This window comes from Streptomyces sp. NBC_01334 (assembly GCF_035983595.1).
Taxonomy (GTDB): domain Bacteria; phylum Actinomycetota; class Actinomycetes; order Streptomycetales; family Streptomycetaceae; genus Streptomyces; species Streptomyces coriariae.
This window is the reverse complement of sequence record NZ_CP130718.1, coordinates 7,304,841-7,326,827: the sequence shown is the minus strand read 5'-3', so window position 1 is coordinate 7,326,827 and position 21,987 is coordinate 7,304,841. Positions and strand designations below refer to the sequence as shown.

Genomic DNA, 21,987 nt, shown 5'->3' with positions numbered 1-21,987 from the left:
TGCGTTCATTGGGGTGTGCCTCCCTGACAGGGCCGCAACGCTGCGGCCGAGGTGGCTCGAAGTCAACTCGGCCGCAAGTTCGACGTCAAGAAGTAAATACTTAACGAGATGGCAACGGCCTCATTCGTTCTCTAAGTGAAGGCAGGTGTCGCTGCGGTCAGCGTGCCGTCCAAAAGGGTTGAATCGCCCATCTCGCTGAGTGCGAGAGCGAGCGCTCCAAGCACCTCCGCACGACCCCCAAGTGCCCCTGGAAGAACGGAAAGTTGACGCGCCGCACTCGGGATCGCATAGCGGCCGACGGACTCCCTGATCGGACCGAGCACCAGCTCACCGGCCTCGGCGAGATCACCGCCCAGGACCACCCGGCTCGGGTTCAGCAGGTTGCAGAGATTGGCGACTCCACTGCCGATGTGTCGGCCGACGTCGGCGATCACCCGACGGCAGCCCGGATCACCGTCCCTCGCCAGCCGCACGACGCCTTCCATCGTCAGATCCGTGCCATGGCTGGACTGGAGGAGCGGGAGCACGTAGCGCGCCGCCGCGAAGGTCTCCAGGCAGCCGCGATTTCCGCAGCGGCAGACGGGGCCGGACTCGTCAAGTGTAATATGTCCGATTTCTCCAGCGGTGCCGCCGGGGCCCCGGTAGATCTTCCCCTCGATCACCAGGCCGGCGCCGACACCGCTCGCGACCTTGATGTAAGCAAGATCACGAACGCCTCGGCCGCTGCCCCAGACCATCTCGCCGAGGGCGCCCAGGTTGGCGTCGTTGTCCACGTGCACGGGTACGCCGAGCCGGTCCTTCATCTCCTCGGCGGGTCTGGTGCCGATCCATCCGGGCAGGATGGCGGACGAACCGAGCGAACCGGACTCCAGATCGATGGGCCCCGGCACGCCGAGACCGACTCCCGCGACCTTCGTACGGTCCACCCCGGTGGCCTCGATCAGCCGGGTGACCAGCTGTTCCGCCCGGTCGAAGCCCTGCGTCGAGGAGGCGTCCACATCCAGTGGCTCGGACTCCTCGGCCAGGACCTGATGGGCCAGATTGCCCACCGCGACGCGTAGGTGGGTATGCCCGAAATCCACCCCGATGACGATGCCCGCGTCGCCGCTCAGACTGACGCTGCGCGCCCTGCGTCCGCCGGCCGAGGTCGGCGTGACCTCGACGGTTCCGCCGTCCTTCAGCTCGCGCACGATGTTGGAGACGGTCGCGGCGGACAGGCCCGTGGTCCGGGCGATCTCCGCTTGTGTGAGGGACCCGGCCAGACGCACGGCGCGTACGACTCGCTCCAGGTTGGCTCGGTGCAGCGACGACTGCGACCCCGGAGTCTCCACGACGACCTCCTGCGCGCGGGACCGCTTCGATGAGGCCCCGTCTATGTCCAACTAGTGAACTCTAAGCTGAGCCGTTCGGGTCGCCTCCCGTCAAGAGGTTGAACAGTATCCGCATGCGTGCGAAGAGACACGGAGGGTGGCGGAGCCGGGGTTGCGGGACGTGCCGGAGCGGCTGCGGGGCGTTGCCGCCAGGGGCTCGACCGGGGCGGGGGTGGCGGGAGAACAGGTGGTGACAGGGGGCGGGGGTGAGGTGAGCGCTGGGTGGGCTCCGGGCGAGCGCCCGGGGAAGGTGCGGGGCGGTGGAGGTGGGGTTGGGCGTCAGGGGCCAGGTAATGAAGGCGAAGTCGGTTTCGTCTCATCTTTTGCTGCCGGCCCGGACGGCGCGGCCCACAGCCACGGCCGAGATCGGCTCGCGCGCCGAGCCGGAACCCGGAGTCGGAGCGGAAGTCGACGTCCAGCAAAGAGTGAGGGTGGCGCGGGCTTGCGTCGACATCGCGGCGGGACACCTGCGGGACACCGACGAAGGCGGGAAGGCGAGGGAAGCCGACGGAGGCGCGACCGGCCGCGGAGGACCGGTGACGGAAGGCCCGCGTCGGAAGGCCGGCGGAGAGCGTGAGCGGCAGCGAAGGCGTGCCTCGTGAGGGCATACATGCCGCCAACGGCGGGCGTCGGCAACAGCAACAGCAACAGCAACAGCAACAGCAAACCGTAGCGGCCAACTCCTGGCCGGGTCTGCGCGGGCGGTTCCGTGAAGCCGGCGCCCGCGCAGACCTGAAGCGTGTCTCGACGCGGGCGCCGGCCGTGCCTCGGACGCGCTCCTGCTTCAGCGCTCCTACTTGAGCGCCCCCGCGGTCAGCCCCTGCACCACCTGCCGCTGGAAGACGATGTACGCGGCGAGTACCGGCAGCATCGCCATCACGAGGCCCGCGAAGAGCCCCGACCAGTCACCCTTGTAGCCCTGGCTGACGGCCAGTTGGACCAGGCCCTGGGTGAGGACGCGTTTGTCCGGATCGGTGTTGAGGACCGTGGGCAGCATGTACTGGTTCCACTGGCCCAGGAAGTTGAAGATACCGACGCTGATCAGGCCCGGCTTGGCCATCGGCACCATGATCTGGAAGAACGTACGGCTGTGCGAGGCGCCGTCCACGAAGGCCGCCTCCGCCACCGAGGTCGGCAGCGTGCGGAAGAAGGCCGTCAGGAAGAACACCGTGAACGGCAGCGAGTAGGCGATGTAGACGAGGATCAGGCCGTGGATGGAGTTCAGCAGGCCCATGTTGTTCACGACGTAGAACAGCGGGACCAGCGCCAGCATGATCGGGAAGCTCATGCCGCCGATGAAGAGGTAGTAGATGAAACGGTTGCCCGGGAAGTCGAAACGCGCGAGGACGTAGGCCGCCATGGAGCCGAGGACCAGCGTGCCGATGAGTGAACCGCCCACCACCAGGATGGTGTTGAGGAAGTAGTCGCTCATGTTGGCCTCGGTCCAGGCCCGTGACCAGTTGTCGAAGTGCAGCTTGTCCGGCAGCGACCAGGGTGAACCGAAGATGGAGCTGTCGTCCTTGAAGGAGGTCATCACCGCCCACAGCAACGGCAGCACGACCATGATCGCCCAGATCACCAGGATGCCGTGGGAGAAGGCGTTGAGAACGTTTCCTTCCGATTTCTTCCCCGTGGGCCGTTTCTTGGTGGCCAGGTCGACCTTCATGACGGGGACAGCCGAGCCGGACTCGGCCGGCGGAGGCGCGGGGGTTTCGGTCGTCTTCATCGTCAGTACTCCAGCCGCTCGCGCCGTCCCAGCCGCATCACGACGGCGGCAAACGCCAGCGTCACGATGAGCAGGGCGACGCCGATGGTGGTGGCGTAGGCGGCCTGACCGTCACGGAAGGCCTTCTGGTACACGTACAGGACCATGACGGTGGTCGAGTAGTCGGGGCCGCCGGGCCCGGTCGTCATGATCTGCACGACCGCGAACGACTCGGCGCCGAGCGCGAGGATCCCCATGTAGACCCAGCCCGACTGCACGGTGTCCCAGAGCAGCGGCAGGGTGATGCGGAAGAACGTCGCGGCCCGGCCCGCGCCGTCGAGCAGCGCGGCCTCGTACAGGTCCGCCGGGATGGAGGCCATGCCCGCCGAGAACAGGACCACGAAGAAGCCGACCGTGGACCAGACCAGCACCGCCATCACGCACCACAGCGCGAGATCCGGGTCGCCGAGCCAGAGCGGCTGGAGGCCGTCCAGCCCGATCCCCCGGAAGAAGGAGTTGATAGCGCCGCTGTCCGGGTTGTAGGCGAAGGCGAAGAGCAGCGCCACGATGGCGATCGACAACACCTGCGGAAAGAAGTACACGATCTTGTAGAAGGAAGAGCCCCGGACCCCGGAGATCACCGGGCCGCCCTTCCTTCGCCGTCCACCGACATTGATCATGAAGGCGAAGAACAGCGCCAGGCTGATCGTCACCAGCGGCAGCACGACCGCGAACATCAAGCTGTGCTGCAAGGACTTCCAGAAGATCTCGTCGTCCAGCATCCTCCGGTAATTGTCCAGGCCGACCATCTTGAATTCGGGGCTCAGGCCGGTCCAGTCCGTGAACGAGTAGTAGATGGACTGGATGAACGGCCACACCACGAAGAGCGCGTACAGTCCCAGGGGGAGCGCCAGGAACCCCACGATGAACCGGTACTTGCCGTGCTGCATCGCCACTCCGGTGCTTTTATGGATACTTCGCCGTGATTCTCACCGTCACTGGTGCTTGTAATGCTTGATCGAGGTGTCTTTCGCGGCCTCGTCGGCGTAGCCCTGGATCTTCTTGATCGCCTCGGCCGGCGTGAGTCGGCCGGCCATCATCTCGCCGAGGCCGGACACCCCGATCTTCTCCTTCTGCAGCTGGACATACCAGTCCTGAAGTCGCGGATTCACCACGTTCTCGCCGGCCTTGTCCAGCGCCGCCACGCCCGACTTGAGGCCGGGGGTGAGGGTGATGCCGTCGGTGCCGCCGTTGTACGCGGTCAGCGACTTGACCTTCGAGGTGAAGTTCTTGGAGGACGCCTCGCTGAGCATGATGCGCAGCTGTTCCATGCCTCCCGCCGTGTTCTTCGCCTTGGCCGGTACGACGAACGGCTCGCCGCCCGAGGCCCAGATGGTGCCGAAGGGCATCTTGTCGGAGGAGTCGATGCCGGTGGGCGCGGAGACGGCCAGGTCGAAGTCGGCGGGGATGACGTTCGCCGACTCGTTCTCCACCCAGGAGCCGTTGGGGATGAACAGGGCCTTGCCCTTGGCCCACGCGGTCTGCGACTGGATGTGGTCCAGGCCCGGGGTGCCCTTGAGGACGTAACCCTTCGCGAACAGCTCGTAGTAGGCGTCGAAGCAAGCCTTTACCGCCGGGTGTTTCCAGGCGTTCGGCTCCAGGTTGTCGATGGCGTCGAGGACCTCGCGGCCACCCACCTTGCCGATCATCGGGTACAGCGAGAAGGGGAGGTAGTACGGGTATTTGCCCGCGTACGTCCAACCCGCGATGCCCTTCTTCTTGGCCTTCTCACAGACCGCGAGCATCTCGTCCCAGGTCTCGGGGTACGTGGCGTCGAGCGAGTCCAGGGCCTTCTGCGAGTACCAGACGCCGTAGACGGTGTAGGCGTAGTACATGATCCAGACCGGGTCGCCGTCGAACTGGCCCATCTCGACGATGCCGGGCCGCAGGGTGTCGCGCACCTTCTTGTTCGGGTCGTCGTAGGACGCGGCGTCCAGGAGCGGGGTGAGGTCGGCAAGCTGTTTCTTGCCGACCAGCACACCCATGTCCATCTGCTCGGCGCCGGAGTTGTCGATGAGGTCGGGCGGGGTGCCCTGGTTGAAGCGGGGCTGGAGGGTCGACTGGATCTTCTGGGTGGCCGAGAACTTCACCTTCGCGTCGGGGAAGCTCTTCTCGTAGATCTTGACCGCGTCCTCGGCGTACTCCTTGCCGAAACCGCCGTCGAACAGGACGAATTCCATCTGGGCGGCTTCGTTGACCGCGAGGGGATTCTTCGCGGTCTTCTTGCCGGCCTTGGCCTTGTCCTCGCCGCCCCCTCCGCTGCTGGCGCAGGCGGACAGAAAGCTCATCGTGGGGACGGAGATCAGGCCGAGCGCCGCGGATCTCTTGATCAGGTCTCGGCGGCCGACCCCTACGGAGCCGTTCTTGTCGGAGCCGATGTTCTCGGAGTGGGATCCCATGCTCAAGTCCTCGCCTTCTCCAGGACTCAGGCGGTGCACCGGATCCTTCCCGGCACCGCGGTCAGGTCAAGCAGGGTCGTACGGATCATGCGGTCGTACGGATCACGCGGTCGGACGGCATCGCCGGATTCAACGGTGAATCGCCGACAGGTATAGTCCACTTCTTGCCAGCGGAGCAAGATCGAATGCAAGGTTGGCCGTTGGTCTTTTCCGAGTTGAGACCTCCTGGAAATATGACCGGCCGGTGGGTACCTTGCCGGAAAATTGCATGACATGAGCCTCGCCTGGCGCAATCAACATCCTTGACATCACTGTCCACTTGGCCACCTACTGATTCCTGCGCAACCAGGAGGACAACGTTGTCCGGGGCGTTGTCCGGCGCGGGGAGGGTGCTCACGCATGCAGCGGTTGGGGCGGTTGCGGGCGGTCGTGATCACGGCTGCTCTGGTCATGACGGTCGGCGCACAGGGGACGGCGGTCGCACTGCCCTCCCCGGTGCCGATACCGGGCCGGGGGTTCGCCTCGTCCTTCGAGACGGGTGAACACGCCCCCGACTGGCAGAGCACCGTCGACACCACACCGGGCGGCGGCAAGCGGGCCTCGGGGGTGGACGGCGGCTACGGCGGCGGGCTCCCCGGCGATGTGACCGACCGGGTCACGGACGTCCGGGCGAGCGCGGAGAACACGGCCGGCGGCGAGGTGAAGGAGAACCTCGTCGACGGCGAGTCGAGCACCAAGTGGCTGGCGTTCGCATCGACCGGGTGGGTCGAGTTCGACCTCGACAAGCCCGCGCGGGTAAACGCTTACGCACTCACCTCGGCCAATGACTCCGCCGAGCGCGACCCCGCCGACTGGAGCCTCTCGGGCTCGGCGGACGGCACCGCCTGGACACCCCTGGACACCCGCGCCGGCGAGTCCTTCGCCGAACGGTTCCAGACACGTACGTACGCCCTCGCGGCCCCGGCCGAGTATCGGCACTTCCGGCTGGAGGTCACTCGCAACCACGGCGCCGGGATCCTGCAGCTCGCAGACGTGCGGTTCGGCACGGGCGGCAGCGACGGGCCCGTCCCGCCGGACATGCTCACCGTCGTCGACCGGGGCCCGAGCGGATCACCGACCGCGAAGGCGGGCGCCGGGTTCAGCGGGCGCCATGCGCTGCGTTACGCGGGTCGGCACACCGCTTCCGGCCGCGCCTACTCGTACAACAAGGTTTTCGACGTGAATGTCCGGGTCGGCACCCGCACCCAGCTGGCGTACCGGATCTTCCCCGGAATGGCGGACGGCGACCGCGACTACGCCGCGACAAATGTTTCCGTGGACCTTGCCTTCACGGACGGCACGTACCTGAGCGGGCTCGGGGCGAGCGATCAGTACGGCTTCCCGTTGTCGCCTCGCGGACAGGGCGCCGCGAAGGTGCTGTACGTCAACCAGTGGAACGACGTGATGTCCGCGATCGGGACGGTGGCGGCCGGGAAGACCGTGGACCGGATTCTCCTCGCCTACGACTCCCCCGGCGGGCCGGCCCGGTTCAGGGGCTGGGTGGACGACATCGCGCTGCGCACCCCTGCCCCTGAGGCGGCGAAGGCGCATCTGTCCGACTATGCGGTGACCACCCGCGGCACCAACTCCAGCGGGAGCTTCTCGCGCGGAAACACGTTTCCCGCCACGGCCGTGCCGCACGGCTTCAACTTCTGGACGCCGGTGACCAACGCGTCCTCGCTCGGCTGGCTGTACGACTACGCGCGGGCCAACAACGCGGACAACCTGCCGACGATCCAGGCGTTCAGCGCGAGTCACGAGCCGAGTCCGTGGATGGGCGACCGACAGACCTTCCAGATGATGCCGTCGGCCGCGGCAGGCGTCCCGGACACCGGGCGGACGGCACGGGCCCTGCCCTTCCGGCATGCGAACGAGACCGCCCGCCCGTACTACTACGGAGTCCGTTTCGAGAACGGTCTCACAGCGGAGATGGCACCGACCGACCATGCGGCCGCCCTGCGCTTCACCTACCCGGGCTCGGACGCGAGCGTCGTCTTCGACAACGTGACCGACCAGGCGGGGTTGACCCTGGACAAGGAAGCAGGCGTCGTCACCGGTTACTCGGACGTGAAGTCGGGACTGTCGACGGGAGCGACCCGGCTGTTCGTGTACGGCGAGTTCGACGCACCGGTGACGGATGGTTCATCGAGCGGGGTAAAGGGTTACCTGCGTTTCGACGCGGGCGCCGACCGCACGGTCACCCTGCGCCTGGCGACCTCCCTCATCAGTGTCGACCAGGCCCGCGACAACCTCCGCCAGGAGATCCCGCAGGACACCGACTTCGACACGGTCAAACAGCGCGCCCAGCGGCAGTGGGACAAGCTCCTCGGCACCGTGGAGGTCGAGGGTGCGAGCCAGGACCAGCTCACGACGCTCTACTCCAGCCTGTACCGCCTCTACCTGTATCCCAACTCCGGTTTCGAGAAGGTCGGTTCGACGTACCGGTACGCGTCGCCCTTCTCGCCGATGCCCGGCCCGGACACCCCGACGCACACCGGCGCGAAGATCGTGGACGGCAAGGTGTACGTGAACAACGGCTTCTGGGACACCTACCGGACGACCTGGCCGGCCTATTCGCTGCTGACACCCACTCAGGCCGGTGTGCTGACCGACGGGTTCGTGCAGCAGTACAAGGACGGCGGCTGGACCTCGCGCTGGTCCTCGCCCGGGTACGCCGACCTGATGACCGGCACCTCGTCCGACGTCGCCTTCGCGGACGCGTTCGTGAAGGGAGTCGGCTTCGACGCCAAGTCGGCGTACGAGGCCGCCCTGAAGAACGCGACGGTCGTGCCCCCGGCGTCAGGAGTGGGCCGCAAGGGCATGTCCACCTCGCCCTTCCTCGGCTACACCGGCACAGCCACGCACGAGGGTCTGTCGTGGGCGCTGGAGGGCTACCTCAACGACTACGGCATCGCCCGCATGGGCCAGGCCCTGTACCGGCAGACCGGCGAACAGCGCTACCAGGAGGAAGCCGACTACTTCCTCAACCGCGCGCAGGGCTATGTGCACCTCTTCGACACGAAGGCCGGGTTCTTCCAGGGGAAGGACGAGAAGGGCGACTGGCGGGTGCCGTCGGATGCCTACGACCCGCGAGTGTGGGGCTACGACTACACCGAGACCAACGGCTGGGGCTACGCCTTCACCGCCCCGCAGGACAGCCGTGGCCTGGCCAACCTGTACGGCGGCCGGGACGGTCTGGCGAAGAAGCTCGACACCTACTTCGCCACCCCGGAAACCGCTTCCCCGGAGTTTGTGGGTTCGTACGGCGGCGTCATCCATGAGATGACGGAGGCGCGGGACGTGCGGATGGGCATGTACGGGCACTCCAACCAGGTCGCCCACCACGCGATCTACATGTACGACGCGGCCGGACAGCCATGGAAGGCGCAGGCGAAGGCCCGCGAGGTGCTCGCACGGCTCTACACGGGCAGCTCGATCGGGCAGGGATACCACGGCGACGAGGACAACGGCGAGCAGTCGGCCTGGTACCTGTTCTCCGCGCTCGGCTTCTACCCGCTGGTGATGGGAAGCGGCGAATACGCCGTCGGTTCACCGCTGTTCACCAAGGCGACCGTGCACCTGGAGAACGGCAAGGACCTGGTCGTCAAGGCGCCGAAGAACAGCGCCAAGAACGTGTACGTACAGGGCCTGAAGGTCAACGGCCGCACCTGGACGTCGACTTCGCTGCCCCACACACTCCTCGCCAAGGGTGGCGTCCTCGAGTTCGACATGGGACCGCGCCCCTCGTCGTGGGGGTCCGGAAAGAACGCGGGTCCGGTCTCGATCACACAGGACGACAAGGTGCCGGCGCCGCGCACGGACGTGCTGAAGGGAGCGGGCGCGCTGTTCGACGACACGTCGGCGACGCAGGAAGCGCTGTCGGGCGCGCTCGACCTGCCGGTCACCGCCGGCACCAAAGCGGTCCAGTACACCCTCACGTCGGCCGACCACACCCAGGCACCGACGAGTTGGGTGCTCCAGGGTTCCGCAGACGGCCTGACATGGACCGACCTGGACCGCCGCTCCGGCGAGAGCTTCCCGTGGGACCGGCAGACACGTGCCTTCACGCTCGAGCGTCCGGGCACGTACGCGCACTACCGGCTGGTCCTCGACGGCGACACGGGAGGGGTGGGCACAGCGGGCGCGACGAGCAAAGCCTCCGCCGGAGCACAGGCGGGTCAAGTCACCCTCGCAGAGGTGGAGTTGTTGTCCTGATCTGGTAACCAACAGCGATGGCGTGCTGTACCGGGCGTCACCCGTCTTCCAGAATGATCAGGCCGCCCGTGGACACCGGGCGGCCCGTCATGGAGGGGGAAAACGGAACATGAGCATCATCAGACGGTTCACGGGACTGCTCGTGGGTGCGGCGCTGGGAGCGGGGGCCCTGTTCGCGACGGCGGCTCCGGCGCAGGCGTACAGCCCCAACCCGGTGTTCCAGGCGTACTACTACGACACCGACAACTGCCCGTGCAGCGGCGGCAACCTCACCGACCCGTTCGACAACACGTACTTCGCGAACGACGCCGGCGGCCAAGCCGTGAAGATGGAGCTGACCAACTCGGGGGCGTTCGTCGGCAAGGTGGAGTTCCACCCCAACGACGAGAAGCTGTGGGTGTACGACACCGCGAACGACGGTGACACGTACTACGTCAAGGTCGGCTACACCTCCGGCGGCGTGAGCCACAACCTGGGCACCTTCAGCCCGCCCGGGACCACGGCGGTGCTGGACTACCAGGTCATCGACTTCGACCTGCCCGAAGGCGCTTACGTCGACATCTCCGTCTATGACGACGCGGCTCTCACCGACCTCATCGGCGCCGCCCGCGGCACCGGCTCGGCCATCGCCTAGGCAAGCCCGGACCACCCGGAGGGACCATGCCGCTCACCGTGCCCGTCCTGCCCGAGGGGATCGACCCCGCCTGGCTGCCACCGGAGGCCTTCCGGCCGGTGGGCAGCCGGCGAACACTGGTCGACGGCTCGGGCCCACTGGTCGACACGGTGCACGGTGAAGTGGCCCACGCCTGCGCTCAGTTCGGCGGCGAGATGGTCGTACGAGGCCGAGGCGAATCGGACACCCCGTCCTCGTACGACCTCGTGCTGCGGGTGGCGGAGGTGGGTGGCTACGGCGACACCGGTCCGGGTCTCGGAGCTGTCGGCGGCCTCGGTGGCCCGGCTGATGCCGGCGAACTCGGCGCAGAGGGGTTCGTGATCGAGCACGCCGACGGAACCACCATCGTCACGGCGAGCGGTCAACCCGGCTTGCTGTACGGCCTGTTCCATGTCGTACGGCTCGGTGAGGACGCCTTCCGGGGCACACGAGCCCGTGAGGCACACCGCCCGTCGACGGCGCTGCGGATGCTGGACCACTGGGACAACGTGGCCGTACATCCCGTGATGGGCCAGGTGGAGCGCGGCTACGCGGGCGGCTCGCTCTTCTGGGAGAACGGGCGAGCCCGGCAGGAGTCGGAGCGGGTCCGGGCGTACGCCAGGCTTCTTGCGGCCTGCGGGGTCAACGCCGTCTCGGTCAACAACGTCAACGTGCACGAGACCGAGGCACACCTCCTCACCGGCCGGATCGGCGAAGTCGCGGACATAGCAAGGGCATTGCGTCCGTACGGGATCCGCACCCATCTGTCCGTGACCTTCGCCGCGCCGGTCGCGCTCGGCGGACTGGCCACCGCCGACCCGCTGGACGAGGCGGTGTGCCGCTGGTGGGCGGAGGCCGTGCGGGAGGTGTACTCCGCGATCCCCGACTTCGGCGGGTTCGTGGTGAAGGCCGACTCGGAGGGTCAGCCGGGCCCGTTCACCTACGGCCGCTCACACGCGGACGGCGCGAACATGCTGGCGGCGGCGCTCGCTCCGCACGGCGGCACCGTCCACTGGCGGGCGTTCGTGTACGACCACCACCAGGACTGGCGGGACCGCTCGACGGATCGGGCGCGGGCCGCGTACGACCATTTCGCCCCTCTGGACGGGCAGTTCGCCGACAACGCTGTGCTCCAGGTGAAGCACGGGCCGATGGACTTCCAGGTGCGTGAGCCGGTCTCGCCGGTGCTGGGAGCTCTGTCGCACACCCGGTTCGCTGTGGAGGTGCAGGCCACTCAGGAGTACACCGGACAGCAACGGCATGTGTGTTGGCTGGGTCCCATGTGGAGCGAGGCGCTTCGTTTCCGACCGGAGGGTGAACTGCGCCCGACCGTGGGTGAGTCGACGCGGGGCGGACTGGTGGCGGTGGCCAACGTCGGTGACGACCCGTTCTGGACGGGGCATCCCCTGGCACAGGCGAACCTCTACACCTTCGGCCGGCTCGCGTGGCAACCGGCTGCCGACCCTCATCGGATCCTGGACGAGTGGATCGCGCTCACCTTCCCATCTGCCTCGGAGCGGCTGGCCGCCGGGCTGCGGGCGGTGCTGCACGGCTCCTGGCGGACGTACGAGAAGTACACCGCGCCGCTCGGCGTCGGCTTCATGGTGCAGCCGGGCCACCACTACGGGCCGAGTGTCGACGGCTACGAGTACAGCCCGTGGGGGACGTACCACTTCGCCGACCGGGACGGGATCGGCGTCGACCGGAGCGCGGCCACCGGCACGGGGTACGCGGCGCAGTACGCCAAGCCCTGGGCCGAGCTGTACGAGTCGGCCGCGTCGTGTCCCGACGAGCTTCTGCTGTTCTTCCACCATGTGCCGTACGGGCATGTGCTGAGGAGCGGGAAAACGGTTGTGCAGCATATCTACGACACGCACTTCGAGGGCGTGGAGGAAGCCGAGGAGGCCCGCCGGGTGTGGGCGGGCCTCGCGGACCTGGTGGAGCCGGCGTGGCACGCGCGCGTGGCGGAACGGTACGAGGAGCAGGTGCGCGGCGCACGCGAGTGGCGGGACCAGGTGAACAGCTACTTCCTGCGGAAGTCCGGGATCCCGGACGTTCGGGGACGCACGATCTACTGAAGCCGGAGGACGGCCACGCCCAGCGGGTCGAGGGCGAGCACGTCGCCCTGCTCGAGCCGTTTGCCGGTGAGGAGGTCGGTCGCGGCTGTGTGGGCGGGCAACGAGGCGGTCTCAGCAGTGTGGTTGAGGAGAAAGAGGAGACGGGTTCCGTCGGGTGTGACGCGGGTCGCGGTCTCGACGGGGTGGTGGTCGGCGTAGGGGCCGATCAGGTCGTGGCGGGCGAGTACCCGGCGGACGACGTGGTCGACGCCGGGCTGGTCGAGAGCGGTCGCCACGTACCAGGCCTGGCCGGCGCCGAAGTGGTGACGGGTGACGGCCGGGGTGCCGGCGTAGAAGTCGGCGCCGTAGGTGGCGACCGGTTCGGCGCCGCGGAGCTGGACGAGCTCGAAGACGAGCCGGGCCTGCACCGCCACACCTCCCAGTTGTACCGGCTGTTCGACGTCCTCCGGCCGGGCGTCCCATTCGTCGACGCGGATACCCATGAGGGGGGCCAGCGGACCGGGGACGTCGGCGAGGAAGGCGCGGTCGTGTTCGTCGGAGCGGGCGGTGAGGAAGGTGGCGAGGACCGTTCCGCCTCGTCGGGCCACCGCCTCCAGGCGTTCCGCCAGGTCTCCCTTGACGAGGTGGAGCACGGGAGCGAGAACCACGTCGTACTGCGTGAGATCGGCGGTCACCGCCACGACATCGACGTCGGCTCCCGCCTCGCGGGCAGCTCGGTAGTAAGCGTGTACGACGTCCTGGTAACGGACCAGTCGCGAGGGACCGTCGGAGATCTCCAGCGCCCACCAGCTGTCCCAGTCGAAGAGGAGCGCGGTGCGGGCCGGGGTCCGGGCTCCCAGGGTGATCGCTCCGAGTTCGCCCAGTTCCCTTCCGAGGGCGGCGACTTCACGGAACACACGGGTGTCGTCGCGGCCCGCGTGGCCGATGACCGCACCGTGGTACTTCTCGCACGCGCCGCGTGAGGCGCGCATCTGGAAGTAGAGGGCGGCGTCCGCCCCGTGGGCGATGGCCTGCCAGGTGGCGAGGCGGAGTTCGCCCGGTCGGCGCAGGGGGTTGACGTCACGGCAGGCGGTGGTGGACGGGGTCTGCTCCATCAGCCAGAAAGGAGCACCGTCCTTGAGGCCGCGCATCAGGTCGTGGGCGAGGGCAGGACGGGTGGGCGGGGCGTCGAGGGGCGGGTAGCTGTCCCAGGAGGCGAAATCCAGGTGGGGCGCCCAACGGTGGTAGTCGAGCGGGCGGTAGGTGCCCATGAGGTTGGTGGTGACGGGCGTGTCGGGGTCGTGGGCGCGGATCGCCTCCTTCTCACCGGTGAAGCAACCGAGCAGGGCCTCCGTCATGAAGCGCTGGTAGTCGAGGGTGATGCCCTGGAACGCGGTGTGGTCGGGGCCGCGCCAGTGTTCGGTGAGCGCGCTCGGCGGCTCGATCTGGTCCCAGTCGGTGTAGCGGTGCGACCAAAATGTCGTCCACCATGCGTCGTTGAGCGCGTCGAGCGTGACATGCCGTTCGCGCAGCCAACCGCGAAAGGCGTCGGCGCACAGGTCGCAGTAACAGGCTCCGCCGTACTCGTTGTTGATGTGCCAGGCCAGCAACGCCGGGTGGTCGACGTACCGTTCGGCGAGACGGCCGGCCAGTGACGTGGCGAGTCGACGGTACTCGGGTGAACTGGGGCAGAAGTTGTGCCGTTGACCGTAGCGGTGCCGGCGGCCCTCGAAGTCGGTGCGGTTCACCTCGGGGTACTTCTTCGCGAGCCAGGGCGGGAGGGCGGCGGTCCCGGTGGCCAGGCAGACCTGCCTCCCCTCCGCGACGGCGCGGTCGAGGATGCCGTCGAGGATCGTGAAGTCGTAAACGATTTCGTCAGGTTGAGTGAGCGACCAGATGAAGACGCCCACGGTGAGGGTGTCCACTCCGGCCCGGGTGAACAGACGGTGATCCTCGTCCCGGACGTCCTGCGGCCACTGCTCGGGGTTGTAGTCGCCGCCGTACGGGATCCTGTCGGTGCGCGGGAGCCGGCCCTCGTTTCCGGTGTCGTTTCCGGTGTCGGGGCCGGTGTCGGGCTCGGTCATACGGTGAAGTCCTCCTGGGTCTCGACGATCACCGGGCCGCTCGACCTCAGCAGGGAGAGCAGCAGTGGTGCGGCCAGCAGGGCGGGCAGGGCTTCCGTGAGCAGGCCGGTCAGAGCGCCGACCAGGACGAGCAGGGAGGCTGCGGCGAGGGTGGCGCGGCCCCGCCGGAGCAGGAAGTACGCGGCGAGGCGGGCGGTGTCACGGGCGCGGAAGGCGAACAGCGAGGTGAGGACGAGCGCGTGAGCGCCCCAGAGGAGCGAGGCCACGCCGATCACCCCGAGCAGCACAGCCCACCAGCCGGGCAGGCCGGTGGCGGCGAAGTGGGTGAGGGTGAACGCGATCACGGTGAGCCAGGCCAGCAGGGGCGCCCAGAGCTTCAGCGCGGGGAAGACGTTGAGGCGCCAGCCGCGCAGGTAGCAGCGGGCGGGGTGGAGGTCGGTGAGGTCGCGGCTGCGGTGGTGCAGGGCGTACAGCGCGGCGGAGAGGGCCGGGCCGAGCGGCAGCAGACAGCAGGCGGCGAGGGGCAGGTTCGCCGGTTCGGGGCCCAGGAAGAGCAGGCCGACCAGTCCGGGGGCGGCCGTCGCGAGGAGAAGGGCCTCGACGGTGAGGAGGGTGTGCAGGAGGGCGGCGGCTCGGGACAGGGGTCCGGTGCCGAATCCGCCCGTGGTGGTCGCGGTGCTCATGAGGCCTTCCTTGCCGTCGGCGGGCTGCGGCGGGGGCAACCGGTTCCGGAATCGTTCGGCCCGCGGCCCGGGCAGCCCTGCTGCGGAGTGGTCGACGACGGCGGGGCGGGAAACCGGTATCGAAATCCCGCACGTGGCGGTTCATGAGGTCTCTCCGCCGGATACGCGGTGGGGGCGGAAAGCGGTGTCGAAGCGCTTGCCGCGCTCATGCCGCCCCGCCGAGAAGCCGTCGTTCGTCCCACCAGGGAGGGGTCTCGTCGGTGACCGGGGTGAGTTCGACGAGGGTGACCTCGTGGCGGGACAGGGTGAGGTCCAGTTCGGCGCGGCCCTCCGGGGTGGTCAGCCGCCGGTGGCTGCGGGCGGGCTCGGCGGCCTCGTGCAGGATGTCCAGTTGCCCGGACCGCGGTGAGCGTGGGCTGCCCATGTGCCGCCAGGCGGTGTAGGCGTTTCCGTGCTCGTCGTCGACGGTGGACCGGCGGACGAAGACCTCACGCGCCGCGACCGGGAGGGACAGCCGCAGCGCATGCTGCCCGGATCCGGGGGTCTCGCCGGTCGGGTCGACGGGCGCCCAGGCCAGGACCGTGATCCGGCCGTCGGGGTGGCGGGTGACCAGGTGGTCCTCGCCGCGCGCGAGCAGGTCGGGGCCCATCCGCGCCATGAACGCGTACAGGTGGTACGTCGGCTTCCTGATCTGCCGGTGGGTGAGCAGCCCGAACCCACCGTGGAAGAGGGCCGTGGGGACACCGGTTTCCTCGAACATGTCGCTGAACGTCCAGTACGAGAAGGAGTCGGCGAGGTCACCGCCCTGCGCGAGGACCGGCGCCAGGTAAGCGGCATGGAAAGCGGTGTCGTGGATCGGGTTGTCCGGGCGGTAGGAGGAGTTGAACTCCGTGATGTGCACCGGTAGCTCGGCCAGCCGGGTTCCCTTGAGGAGTGCGCGGGGTGTGGCGAACTGGTCGAGCAGGCCGGAGGCCGGGGCCAGGGTCTGGTGGACGCCGAACGGCACGTGCTGCGCGGGGCCGGAGGTGTAGGCGTGCTTCGACACGAAGTCGACGGGCACGTCCCGATGCTCCGCGAACGCGGCGAACCGCTCCAGCCAGTCGTCGGCGCCCGGGGAGATGGCCGGGCCCCCGACCTGGAGGCCGGCGTCCACTTCCTTCACCGTGTGCGCGGTGACCTCGTACAGGCGGTGATACGCCTTTTCGTCGGCGTCCTGCCAGAAGTCGGGCAGGTTCGGCTCGTTCCACACCTCGATCGGCCAGGTGCGAACCTCGTCGAGGCCGTAGCGGTCGACGAGGTGAGCGAGGGTGGAGCGCACCAGGTCGGCCCACTCGCGGTGTGAGCGGGGCGGGGTGACATTGCCCTGCCACCAGAAGACGGTCCGGCTTCCGGAGGCCAGTTCTGCGGGCATGAAGCCGAGCTCGAGAAAGGGGCGGATGCCGGCCGTCAGAAAGGCGTCCACGACCTGGTCGACGTAGGTGAAGGAGTGGTGGGTACGCCGGTTTCCCTCATGGCCGTACGGGCGGCACACGCCCATACCGTCACTGAGCAGACCGTGGCCGCGAATGTACCGGAAACCGATTCCGCGCTGGATCAGGGCGAGGGAGTCCTGGTAGTCGCGACGCAGGGCGAGTTCGATCCGGCCGGTGCCCACACAGAAACGCCAGGCGCCGGAGAGTCGACCTGTCGGCTCGGCGGGAACCGTGCTCACCCGTTCTCCTTCTTGAAACGGTCACGCGCCTTGTTGTGCAGGCCGACGAGCTGATCCATGTTCTTGGCCTTCAACTCGGTGACGTAGTCGTCCCATTCGGACAGCGGGCGCTTGCCCATGACGAACTTGAGCGTGTTCTGGGTGACGTGGTCCCTCAGGGGCGTGTCCCACAGCGATGCCTGCTCCTGCTCCACGGACTGCAACGGGTGGGCGGGGCCGATCGGCAGCTGCTCGCGTTGGGCCATCGCGTCCTGGAACTTCTTCTCGTCCGGGCTGAAGGAAGAAGAGACCAGCGCCCAACTGCCGCCGTAGGTGAAGACACCGTTGAAGAAGCCGTAGTCCTTTTGCAGGTCCTTCGGGGCATCCGGTTCCGAGCCCATGAGGGTGATGCCCGGCTCCAGCTGGTACTGGTCGCCGGCACGGGTGTAGGTGACGTCCTGGACGCCCCACTTTGCGAACCGCTGGCCCTCGTCCGAGTACCACAGCCAGTCGACGAACTGCATCATCGCGACGAAGGTGTCGCTCTTGAGCGCCTTGGTGGAGACCATGACACCGTTTTCCAACCGGGCGCCGCCCATCACCACCGGACCGGCCGGACCGAGCGGCACCGGCACCATCTCGATCTTCGCTCCGCTGACCTGTTTCTCCAGGTTGTAGCGGTAGTTCTGGACCAGCTCCTGCGGATTGGCGCTGATCGCGAAGGACTTCTCGCCCAGCAGCTTCTGCACGGCGTCGTCATCTGTCTGGGTGAAGCTCTCCGGGTCCATCAGCTTCTCGGCGACCAGCTTCCTCAGGTACTCGATCATCTGGCGGTAGCCGTCCGTGGCGCCGGTGAAGACGAACTCCTCGGTCTTCGCGTCGAAACTGATGTTGTCGTAGGTCCAGCCCGCCCGCACCCCGTAGGCCTGGCCGAGGTAGCTGAGCAACGCGGCTGCCGGGAACGGGGTGTTGGTGCTCCAGCGATCGGTGAACGGGTAGCGATCGGGGTACTCGGCCTTGATCGCCTTGAAGACGTCGTACACCTCGTCCCAGGTGGTGGGCAGGCTCAGGCCGAGCCTTTCGAGGACATCCGTGCGCAAGGACAGCGAGTAGCCGGACTTGACCTTCTCGTGCAGGCCGGGAAGAAGGTAGTACTTGCCGTCGGACTGCCTGATGGAGTCGAGTTCCGGTGCCAGCTTCCATTTTCTCACCTTGTCCTGGAAGTTGGGCATCAGGTGCACATACTCGCTGACCGGGAGGATCGCGCCCGAGGAAACGAAGGCGACCTCCGACGGGTGGTACGTCTTGGGAATCAGGAACGGGGCGTCGCCCGCGCCGATGAGGACGCTGCGCTTCTTCTCGTAATCGCTCAGCGGCACGGCAACGGGTTTCAGCGTGATACCGGTGCGCTTGGTGAGTTCCTTCCAGAACAGCCAGCTGTCCTTCAACGGGTAGACCGGGTTGTTGTTGTGCAGGACCGAGAAGGAAAGCGGCTTCGACGCCTTGAACTGCTGGCCCGCCCTGTACTCCTTCATCGCGCCGTTCTGTTTCTTGGAGAGGTCTTTGGAGTCCTCTCCGTCGTCGCCGCTGCCGCACCCGGCAAGGGTGGCGAGGCCGATGAAGCCTGCGGCGGTGAGGATCTGACGTCGGGACAGCTGACCGGCGTTCTTCACGGATACTCCCTTGTTCCGTAAGAGGGACGACTCTCAGCCCTTGACCGCGCCGAGCATCACGCCCGAGACGAAATAGCGCTGGACGAACGGGTAGACACAGAGGATGGGCAGCGACGTCAGTACGATCGTGACCGCCTGGATGTTGGCCCCCACCTGACTGAGCTGCTCCGTACCGGCGCCCGCGTTGCCGCCCGTGGTGGCACCGGAGATGAGGTTGCGCAGATAGACGGTGACCGGCATGAGTTCGGTCCGGTCCATGTAGAGGTATGCGGAGAACCAGGAGTTCCAGAAGGACACCGAGTAGAAGAGCACCATCGTCGCGATGACCGCCTTGGAGAGCGGCAGCACGATCCTGAGCAGAATGCCGTAGGTGCTCAGACCGTCGATCTCGGCGGCTTCCTCCAGTTCGGTCGGCAGGCTCTCGAAGAACGCCTTCATCACCAGCAGGTTGAAGACACTGATCGCGTTGGGCAGCGCGATCGCCCAGACGGAGTTCTTCAGGCCGAGGCTCGTGACCAGGACGTAGTTCGGGATCAGCCCGCCGGTGAAGAACATGGTGAAGACGGCGACGCCGACCAGAACGCCCCGCCCCTTGAGGTTCCTCTTCGACAGGACGTAGGCGTAACAGGTCGTCAGAGCCATGGCGATGACGGTGGAGACGACCGTGTAGAGCACGGTGTTTCCGTAGTTTCGCCAGAACATCGAGTCCTGGAAGACGATTCTGTAGGTGGTGAGGTTGAACCCCTCGGGCCACAGGGTCACCTCACCGGCGCGGATCTGGCGTTCGCCGCTGAACGACCGGGCGATGATGTTGACGAAGGGATAGAGGGTCACCAGCACGACCAGGGTGAGGATCACGCCGTTCACGCCCTGGAAGACGCGGTAGCCACGCGTGGGCTGGTTGACGGAGGTGCGGGGACGCGGGGCCCGGGACGTCAGGAGGCTCACCACAGGCTCGTCCCCACCGTGCGACGCGACAGTTGGTTCGCGCCGGTGACCAGCACCAGCCCGATGATTGCTTCGAACAGACCGATCGCGGCGGCGTAGCTGAAACTGTTGGACTCGACGCCGGCCCGGTAGAGGTAGGTCGAGACCACGTCGGCCGTCGGGTAGGTCAGGGGGTTGTAGAGCAGCAGGACCTTCTCGAAGCCGACCGCCAGGAACGTGCCGATGTTCAGGATCAGCAACGTGATCATGGTGGGGCGGATTCCGGGCAGGGTGACATGCCAGATCTGCCGCCAGCGGCTCGCACCGTCGATCCGGGCGGCCTCGTAGAGGTCTTCGTCGATCGTGGTGAGCGCGGCGAGGTAGAGGATCGTGCCCCATCCCGCGGTCTGCCAGATCTCCGAGCCGACGTAGATCGTGCGGAACCAGCCGGGTTCCTGGATGAACCGGACCGGATCGTGGCCGAACCAGTCCAGCGCATGGTTGACCGGGCCGTCCGTGGCCAGCATCTGCATGGTGATGCCCGCGACGATCACGACCGACAGGAAGTGCGGAAGGTACGAAACCGATTGCACTAACCGTTTCAGCGAGCGTCGGCGCACCTCGTTGAGCAGCAGTGCCAGGACGATCGGGATGGGGAAACAGAACACGAGCGTCAGTCCGCCGAGCCACAGGGTGTTGCGGAAGACCTGCCAGAACGTGGGGTCGGTCAGGAACATCCGCACATAGCGCAGCCCCACCCACTGCTCCCCCAGGATCGAACCGCCGGGTTCGAAGCGGCGGAACGCGATCACGTTTCCGATCATCGGCAGGTATCGGAAGACCAGGAAGAACAGCAGCGGCAGCACCGCCAGCGAGTACAGCTGCCAGTCCCGTCGCAGCGCCCGCCGCCAGCCGCGGCGCGCGGTGACCGGACGCTCGGGACCGCGCCGGGTCCTGGGCGGCGGGTCCTGCGTTCCTGGGGGTGGGGCCGATGTGGTGGAGGTACTCATGCTCGGGCCTCCCGGGGCGTTCTTCGAAACGCTCGATTCGCAGCGTGTGATCTCGAAACTTTCGTGCCCTTACCGGTAACTCTGCGGCAACGTAAGGGCTCACGGAAAGCGCTGTCAATGGGTGCTGCACGGCGGACCGGTGAGACGGCGCATGGTGTTGGATTCCGTCACCGGCAGGGTAGAAACGGGAAGTTGAGTGCTACGGTCCACCGCAAATTTCTGTCTGACCTACGCAACGATCGATCGCCCACAACCCCTGCGAGGTGCCCCCGTGCCCGCGTTCGACCTGCCGCTGCCGGAGCTGGAACGACACCGCCCCGAACCCGACGAGCCCGACGATTTCGATGCCTTCTGGAGGGACACCCTGAAGGAGGCTGGGCAGCCGGCCCCCCTGGTGTCCGTGCAGCCCGTCGAAACCGGTCTCCGCCTCACGAACACCTGGGACGTGACGTTCCGGGGCTTCGCGGGGGATCCGGTGCGCGCCTGGTTCAGCCTGCCGGCAGGCGCCCGGGAACCGCTTCCGGTGGTGGTCGAATACGTCGGCTACGGACGTGGCCGTGGTCTCCCCCACGAGCGTCTCATCTGGGTGAACGCCGGATACGCGCACCTGTTGATGGACAACCGCGGCCAGGGCGACCAGTACGGCAGCGGGGGCGCCACCCCCGACCCGCACGCCACCGCGCCCGGCGGCCCCGGTCCGGCCGTTCGCGGCCTCCGCTCCCCGCACGACTACCACTACCGCCGCCTGATCACTGACGCGGTACGAGCGGTGACGGCGGCTCGGGCGCTACCCGGCGTCGATTCCACCCGCACGGTCGCCGCCGGCAACAGTCAGGGCGGCGGACTCGCCCTCGCTGTCGCGGGCCTGGTCCCCGACCTGACCGCCGTTCTGGTCACGGCGCCGCTCCTGTGCGGGATCCGGCGCGCCCTGGACCTCACCGACGCAGGTCCTTACGGCGAGATCGCCACCTACCTCTCCGTCCACCGGGGCGCCGAAGAAGCCGCATACCGCACGCTCTCCTACGTGGAAGGCGTTTCCTTCGCCCGCCGCGCCCAGGCCCCCGCCCACTTCGGCACCGGCCTGCGCGACACGGTCTGCCCGCCGAGCGGGGCGTACGCCGCGTTCAACCGGTACGGGGAGCTGAGCGGCGGCGCCGGTCCCCGGAGGGAGATGCACGCGTATCCGTTCAACGGTCACGAGGGCGGCGAGGCAGAACAGGTTGCACGCCAACTCCACTGGCTCGCGGCGATGTTGAACGGTTGACGTCCGCATCACGTCACCACCCTCTCGCGACAGCCGGTGTTGTGCGTCCCGCCTGGATCCGGGTGGCGCTGCGGGAAAGACTCCACGCGTCGGGCCGAGGCGATCACGCACCCCCTGCGCGCGAGAACGCACGGAGGCACCTGGGCACCGGCAGGCGTT

Annotated in this window: 14 protein-coding genes; 4 read left to right on the top strand and 10 right to left on the bottom strand. The window is 67.6% G+C overall.

Going from position 1 to position 21,987, the window contains the following annotated elements; all coding sequences use genetic code 11:
* Nucleotides 1-131 precede the first annotated feature (131 nt).
* From OG736_RS32845 to ngcE, 4 genes are all read right to left on the bottom strand, one after another.
* On the bottom strand, nt 132-1,331 hold the full coding sequence (locus OG736_RS32845; RefSeq protein WP_327185582.1) for an ROK family transcriptional regulator: 1,200 nt from the start codon (nt 1,329-1,331) through the stop codon (nt 132-134).
* 832 nt (nt 1,332-2,163) lie between these two features.
* Complete coding sequence (locus OG736_RS32840; protein WP_327185581.1) at nt 2,164-3,096, bottom strand: carbohydrate ABC transporter permease; 933 nt, start codon at nt 3,094-3,096, stop codon at nt 2,164-2,166.
* Nucleotides 3,097-3,098: 2 nt separating this feature from the next.
* Nucleotides 3,099-4,025: a carbohydrate ABC transporter permease gene (locus tag OG736_RS32835; RefSeq protein ID WP_054243397.1), complete on the bottom strand. Its 927-nt coding sequence runs from the start codon at nt 4,023-4,025 to the stop codon at nt 3,099-3,101.
* A 45-nt stretch (nt 4,026-4,070) separates the two neighbouring features.
* Nucleotides 4,071-5,534 carry an N-acetylglucosamine/diacetylchitobiose ABC transporter substrate-binding protein gene (ngcE, locus tag OG736_RS32830; protein WP_327185580.1) on the bottom strand — a complete coding sequence of 488 codons (1,464 nt, stop codon included), beginning with the start codon at nt 5,532-5,534 and terminating at the stop codon, nt 4,071-4,073.
* Nucleotides 5,535-5,933: 399 nt separating this feature from the next.
* Here ngcE and OG736_RS32825 point away from each other — a divergent pair, with 399 nt between their 5' ends.
* From OG736_RS32825 to OG736_RS32815, 3 genes are all read left to right on the top strand, one after another.
* A complete protein-coding gene (locus OG736_RS32825; protein WP_442817102.1) occupies nt 5,934-9,788 on the top strand; it encodes a GH92 family glycosyl hydrolase in 3,855 nt (1,284 codons plus the stop codon).
* Between the two features lie 109 nt (nt 9,789-9,897).
* Nucleotides 9,898-10,422: a hypothetical protein gene (locus OG736_RS32820; RefSeq protein WP_327185579.1), complete on the top strand. Its 525-nt coding sequence runs from the start codon at nt 9,898-9,900 to the stop codon at nt 10,420-10,422.
* Nucleotides 10,423-10,448: 26 nt separating this feature from the next.
* Nucleotides 10,449-12,518 carry an alpha-glucuronidase gene (locus OG736_RS32815; RefSeq protein ID WP_327185578.1) on the top strand — a complete coding sequence of 690 codons (2,070 nt, stop codon included), beginning with the start codon at nt 10,449-10,451 and terminating at the stop codon, nt 12,516-12,518.
* On the opposite strand, the gene OG736_RS32810 is transcribed toward OG736_RS32815, so the two are convergent.
* The 6 genes from OG736_RS32810 to OG736_RS32785 all read right to left on the bottom strand — a co-directional run bounded on the left by OG736_RS32810 (nt 12,512) and on the right by OG736_RS32785 (nt 20,564).
* Nucleotides 12,512-14,581 carry a beta-galactosidase gene (locus OG736_RS32810; RefSeq protein ID WP_327185577.1) on the bottom strand — a complete coding sequence of 690 codons (2,070 nt, stop codon included), beginning with the start codon at nt 14,579-14,581 and terminating at the stop codon, nt 12,512-12,514. The two genes, OG736_RS32815 and OG736_RS32810, sit on opposite strands and share 7 nt — an antisense overlap.
* Nucleotides 14,578-15,264: a hypothetical protein gene (locus OG736_RS32805; protein WP_327185576.1), complete on the bottom strand. Its 687-nt coding sequence runs from the start codon at nt 15,262-15,264 to the stop codon at nt 14,578-14,580. The genes OG736_RS32810 and OG736_RS32805 overlap by 4 nt, the downstream gene beginning before the upstream one ends.
* A gap of 205 nt (nt 15,265-15,469) precedes the next feature.
* Nucleotides 15,470-16,975: a GH39 family glycosyl hydrolase gene (locus OG736_RS32800; RefSeq protein WP_327185575.1), complete on the bottom strand. Its 1,506-nt coding sequence runs from the start codon at nt 16,973-16,975 to the stop codon at nt 15,470-15,472.
* On the bottom strand, nt 16,972-18,627 hold the full coding sequence (locus tag OG736_RS32795) for an ABC transporter substrate-binding protein (RefSeq protein ID WP_327185574.1): 1,656 nt from the start codon (nt 18,625-18,627) through the stop codon (nt 16,972-16,974). Before OG736_RS32795 ends, OG736_RS32800 begins: the two co-directional genes overlap by 4 nt.
* A gap of 33 nt (nt 18,628-18,660) precedes the next feature.
* Nucleotides 18,661-19,575, bottom strand: coding sequence for a carbohydrate ABC transporter permease (locus tag OG736_RS32790; RefSeq protein WP_327185573.1), 915 nt, complete (start codon nt 19,573-19,575; stop codon nt 18,661-18,663).
* Nucleotides 19,572-20,564: an ABC transporter permease gene (locus OG736_RS32785; protein WP_327185572.1), complete on the bottom strand. Its 993-nt coding sequence runs from the start codon at nt 20,562-20,564 to the stop codon at nt 19,572-19,574. Before OG736_RS32785 ends, OG736_RS32790 begins: the two co-directional genes overlap by 4 nt.
* A gap of 271 nt (nt 20,565-20,835) precedes the next feature.
* Here OG736_RS32785 and OG736_RS32780 point away from each other — a divergent pair, with 271 nt between their 5' ends.
* Complete coding sequence (locus tag OG736_RS32780; RefSeq protein ID WP_327185571.1) at nt 20,836-21,828, top strand: acetylxylan esterase; 993 nt, start codon at nt 20,836-20,838, stop codon at nt 21,826-21,828.
* Nucleotides 21,829-21,987 lie beyond the last annotated feature (159 nt).

What these genes read in the sequence shown, in the direction of transcription:
- OG736_RS32835 (WP_054243397.1), bottom strand. Translation starts at nt 4,025, where the DNA reads ATGCAGCACGGCAAGTACCGGTTCATCGTGGGGTTCCTGGCGCTCCCC.
- OG736_RS32825 (WP_442817102.1), top strand. Translation starts at nt 5,934, where the DNA reads ATGCAGCGGTTGGGGCGGTTGCGGGCGGTCGTGATCACGGCTGCTCTG.
- OG736_RS32815 (WP_327185578.1), top strand. Translation starts at nt 10,449, where the DNA reads ATGCCGCTCACCGTGCCCGTCCTGCCCGAGGGGATCGACCCCGCCTGG.
- ngcE (WP_327185580.1), bottom strand. Translation starts at nt 5,534, where the DNA reads ATGGGATCCCACTCCGAGAACATCGGCTCCGACAAGAACGGCTCCGTA.
- OG736_RS32820 (WP_327185579.1), top strand. Translation starts at nt 9,898, where the DNA reads ATGAGCATCATCAGACGGTTCACGGGACTGCTCGTGGGTGCGGCGCTG.
- OG736_RS32805 (WP_327185576.1), bottom strand. Translation starts at nt 15,264, where the DNA reads ATGAGCACCGCGACCACCACGGGCGGATTCGGCACCGGACCCCTGTCC.
- OG736_RS32840 (WP_327185581.1), bottom strand. Translation starts at nt 3,096, where the DNA reads ATGAAGACGACCGAAACCCCCGCGCCTCCGCCGGCCGAGTCCGGCTCG.
- OG736_RS32785 (WP_327185572.1), bottom strand. Translation starts at nt 20,564, where the DNA reads ATGAGTACCTCCACCACATCGGCCCCACCCCCAGGAACGCAGGACCCG.
- OG736_RS32810 (WP_327185577.1), bottom strand. Translation starts at nt 14,581, where the DNA reads ATGACCGAGCCCGACACCGGCCCCGACACCGGAAACGACACCGGAAAC.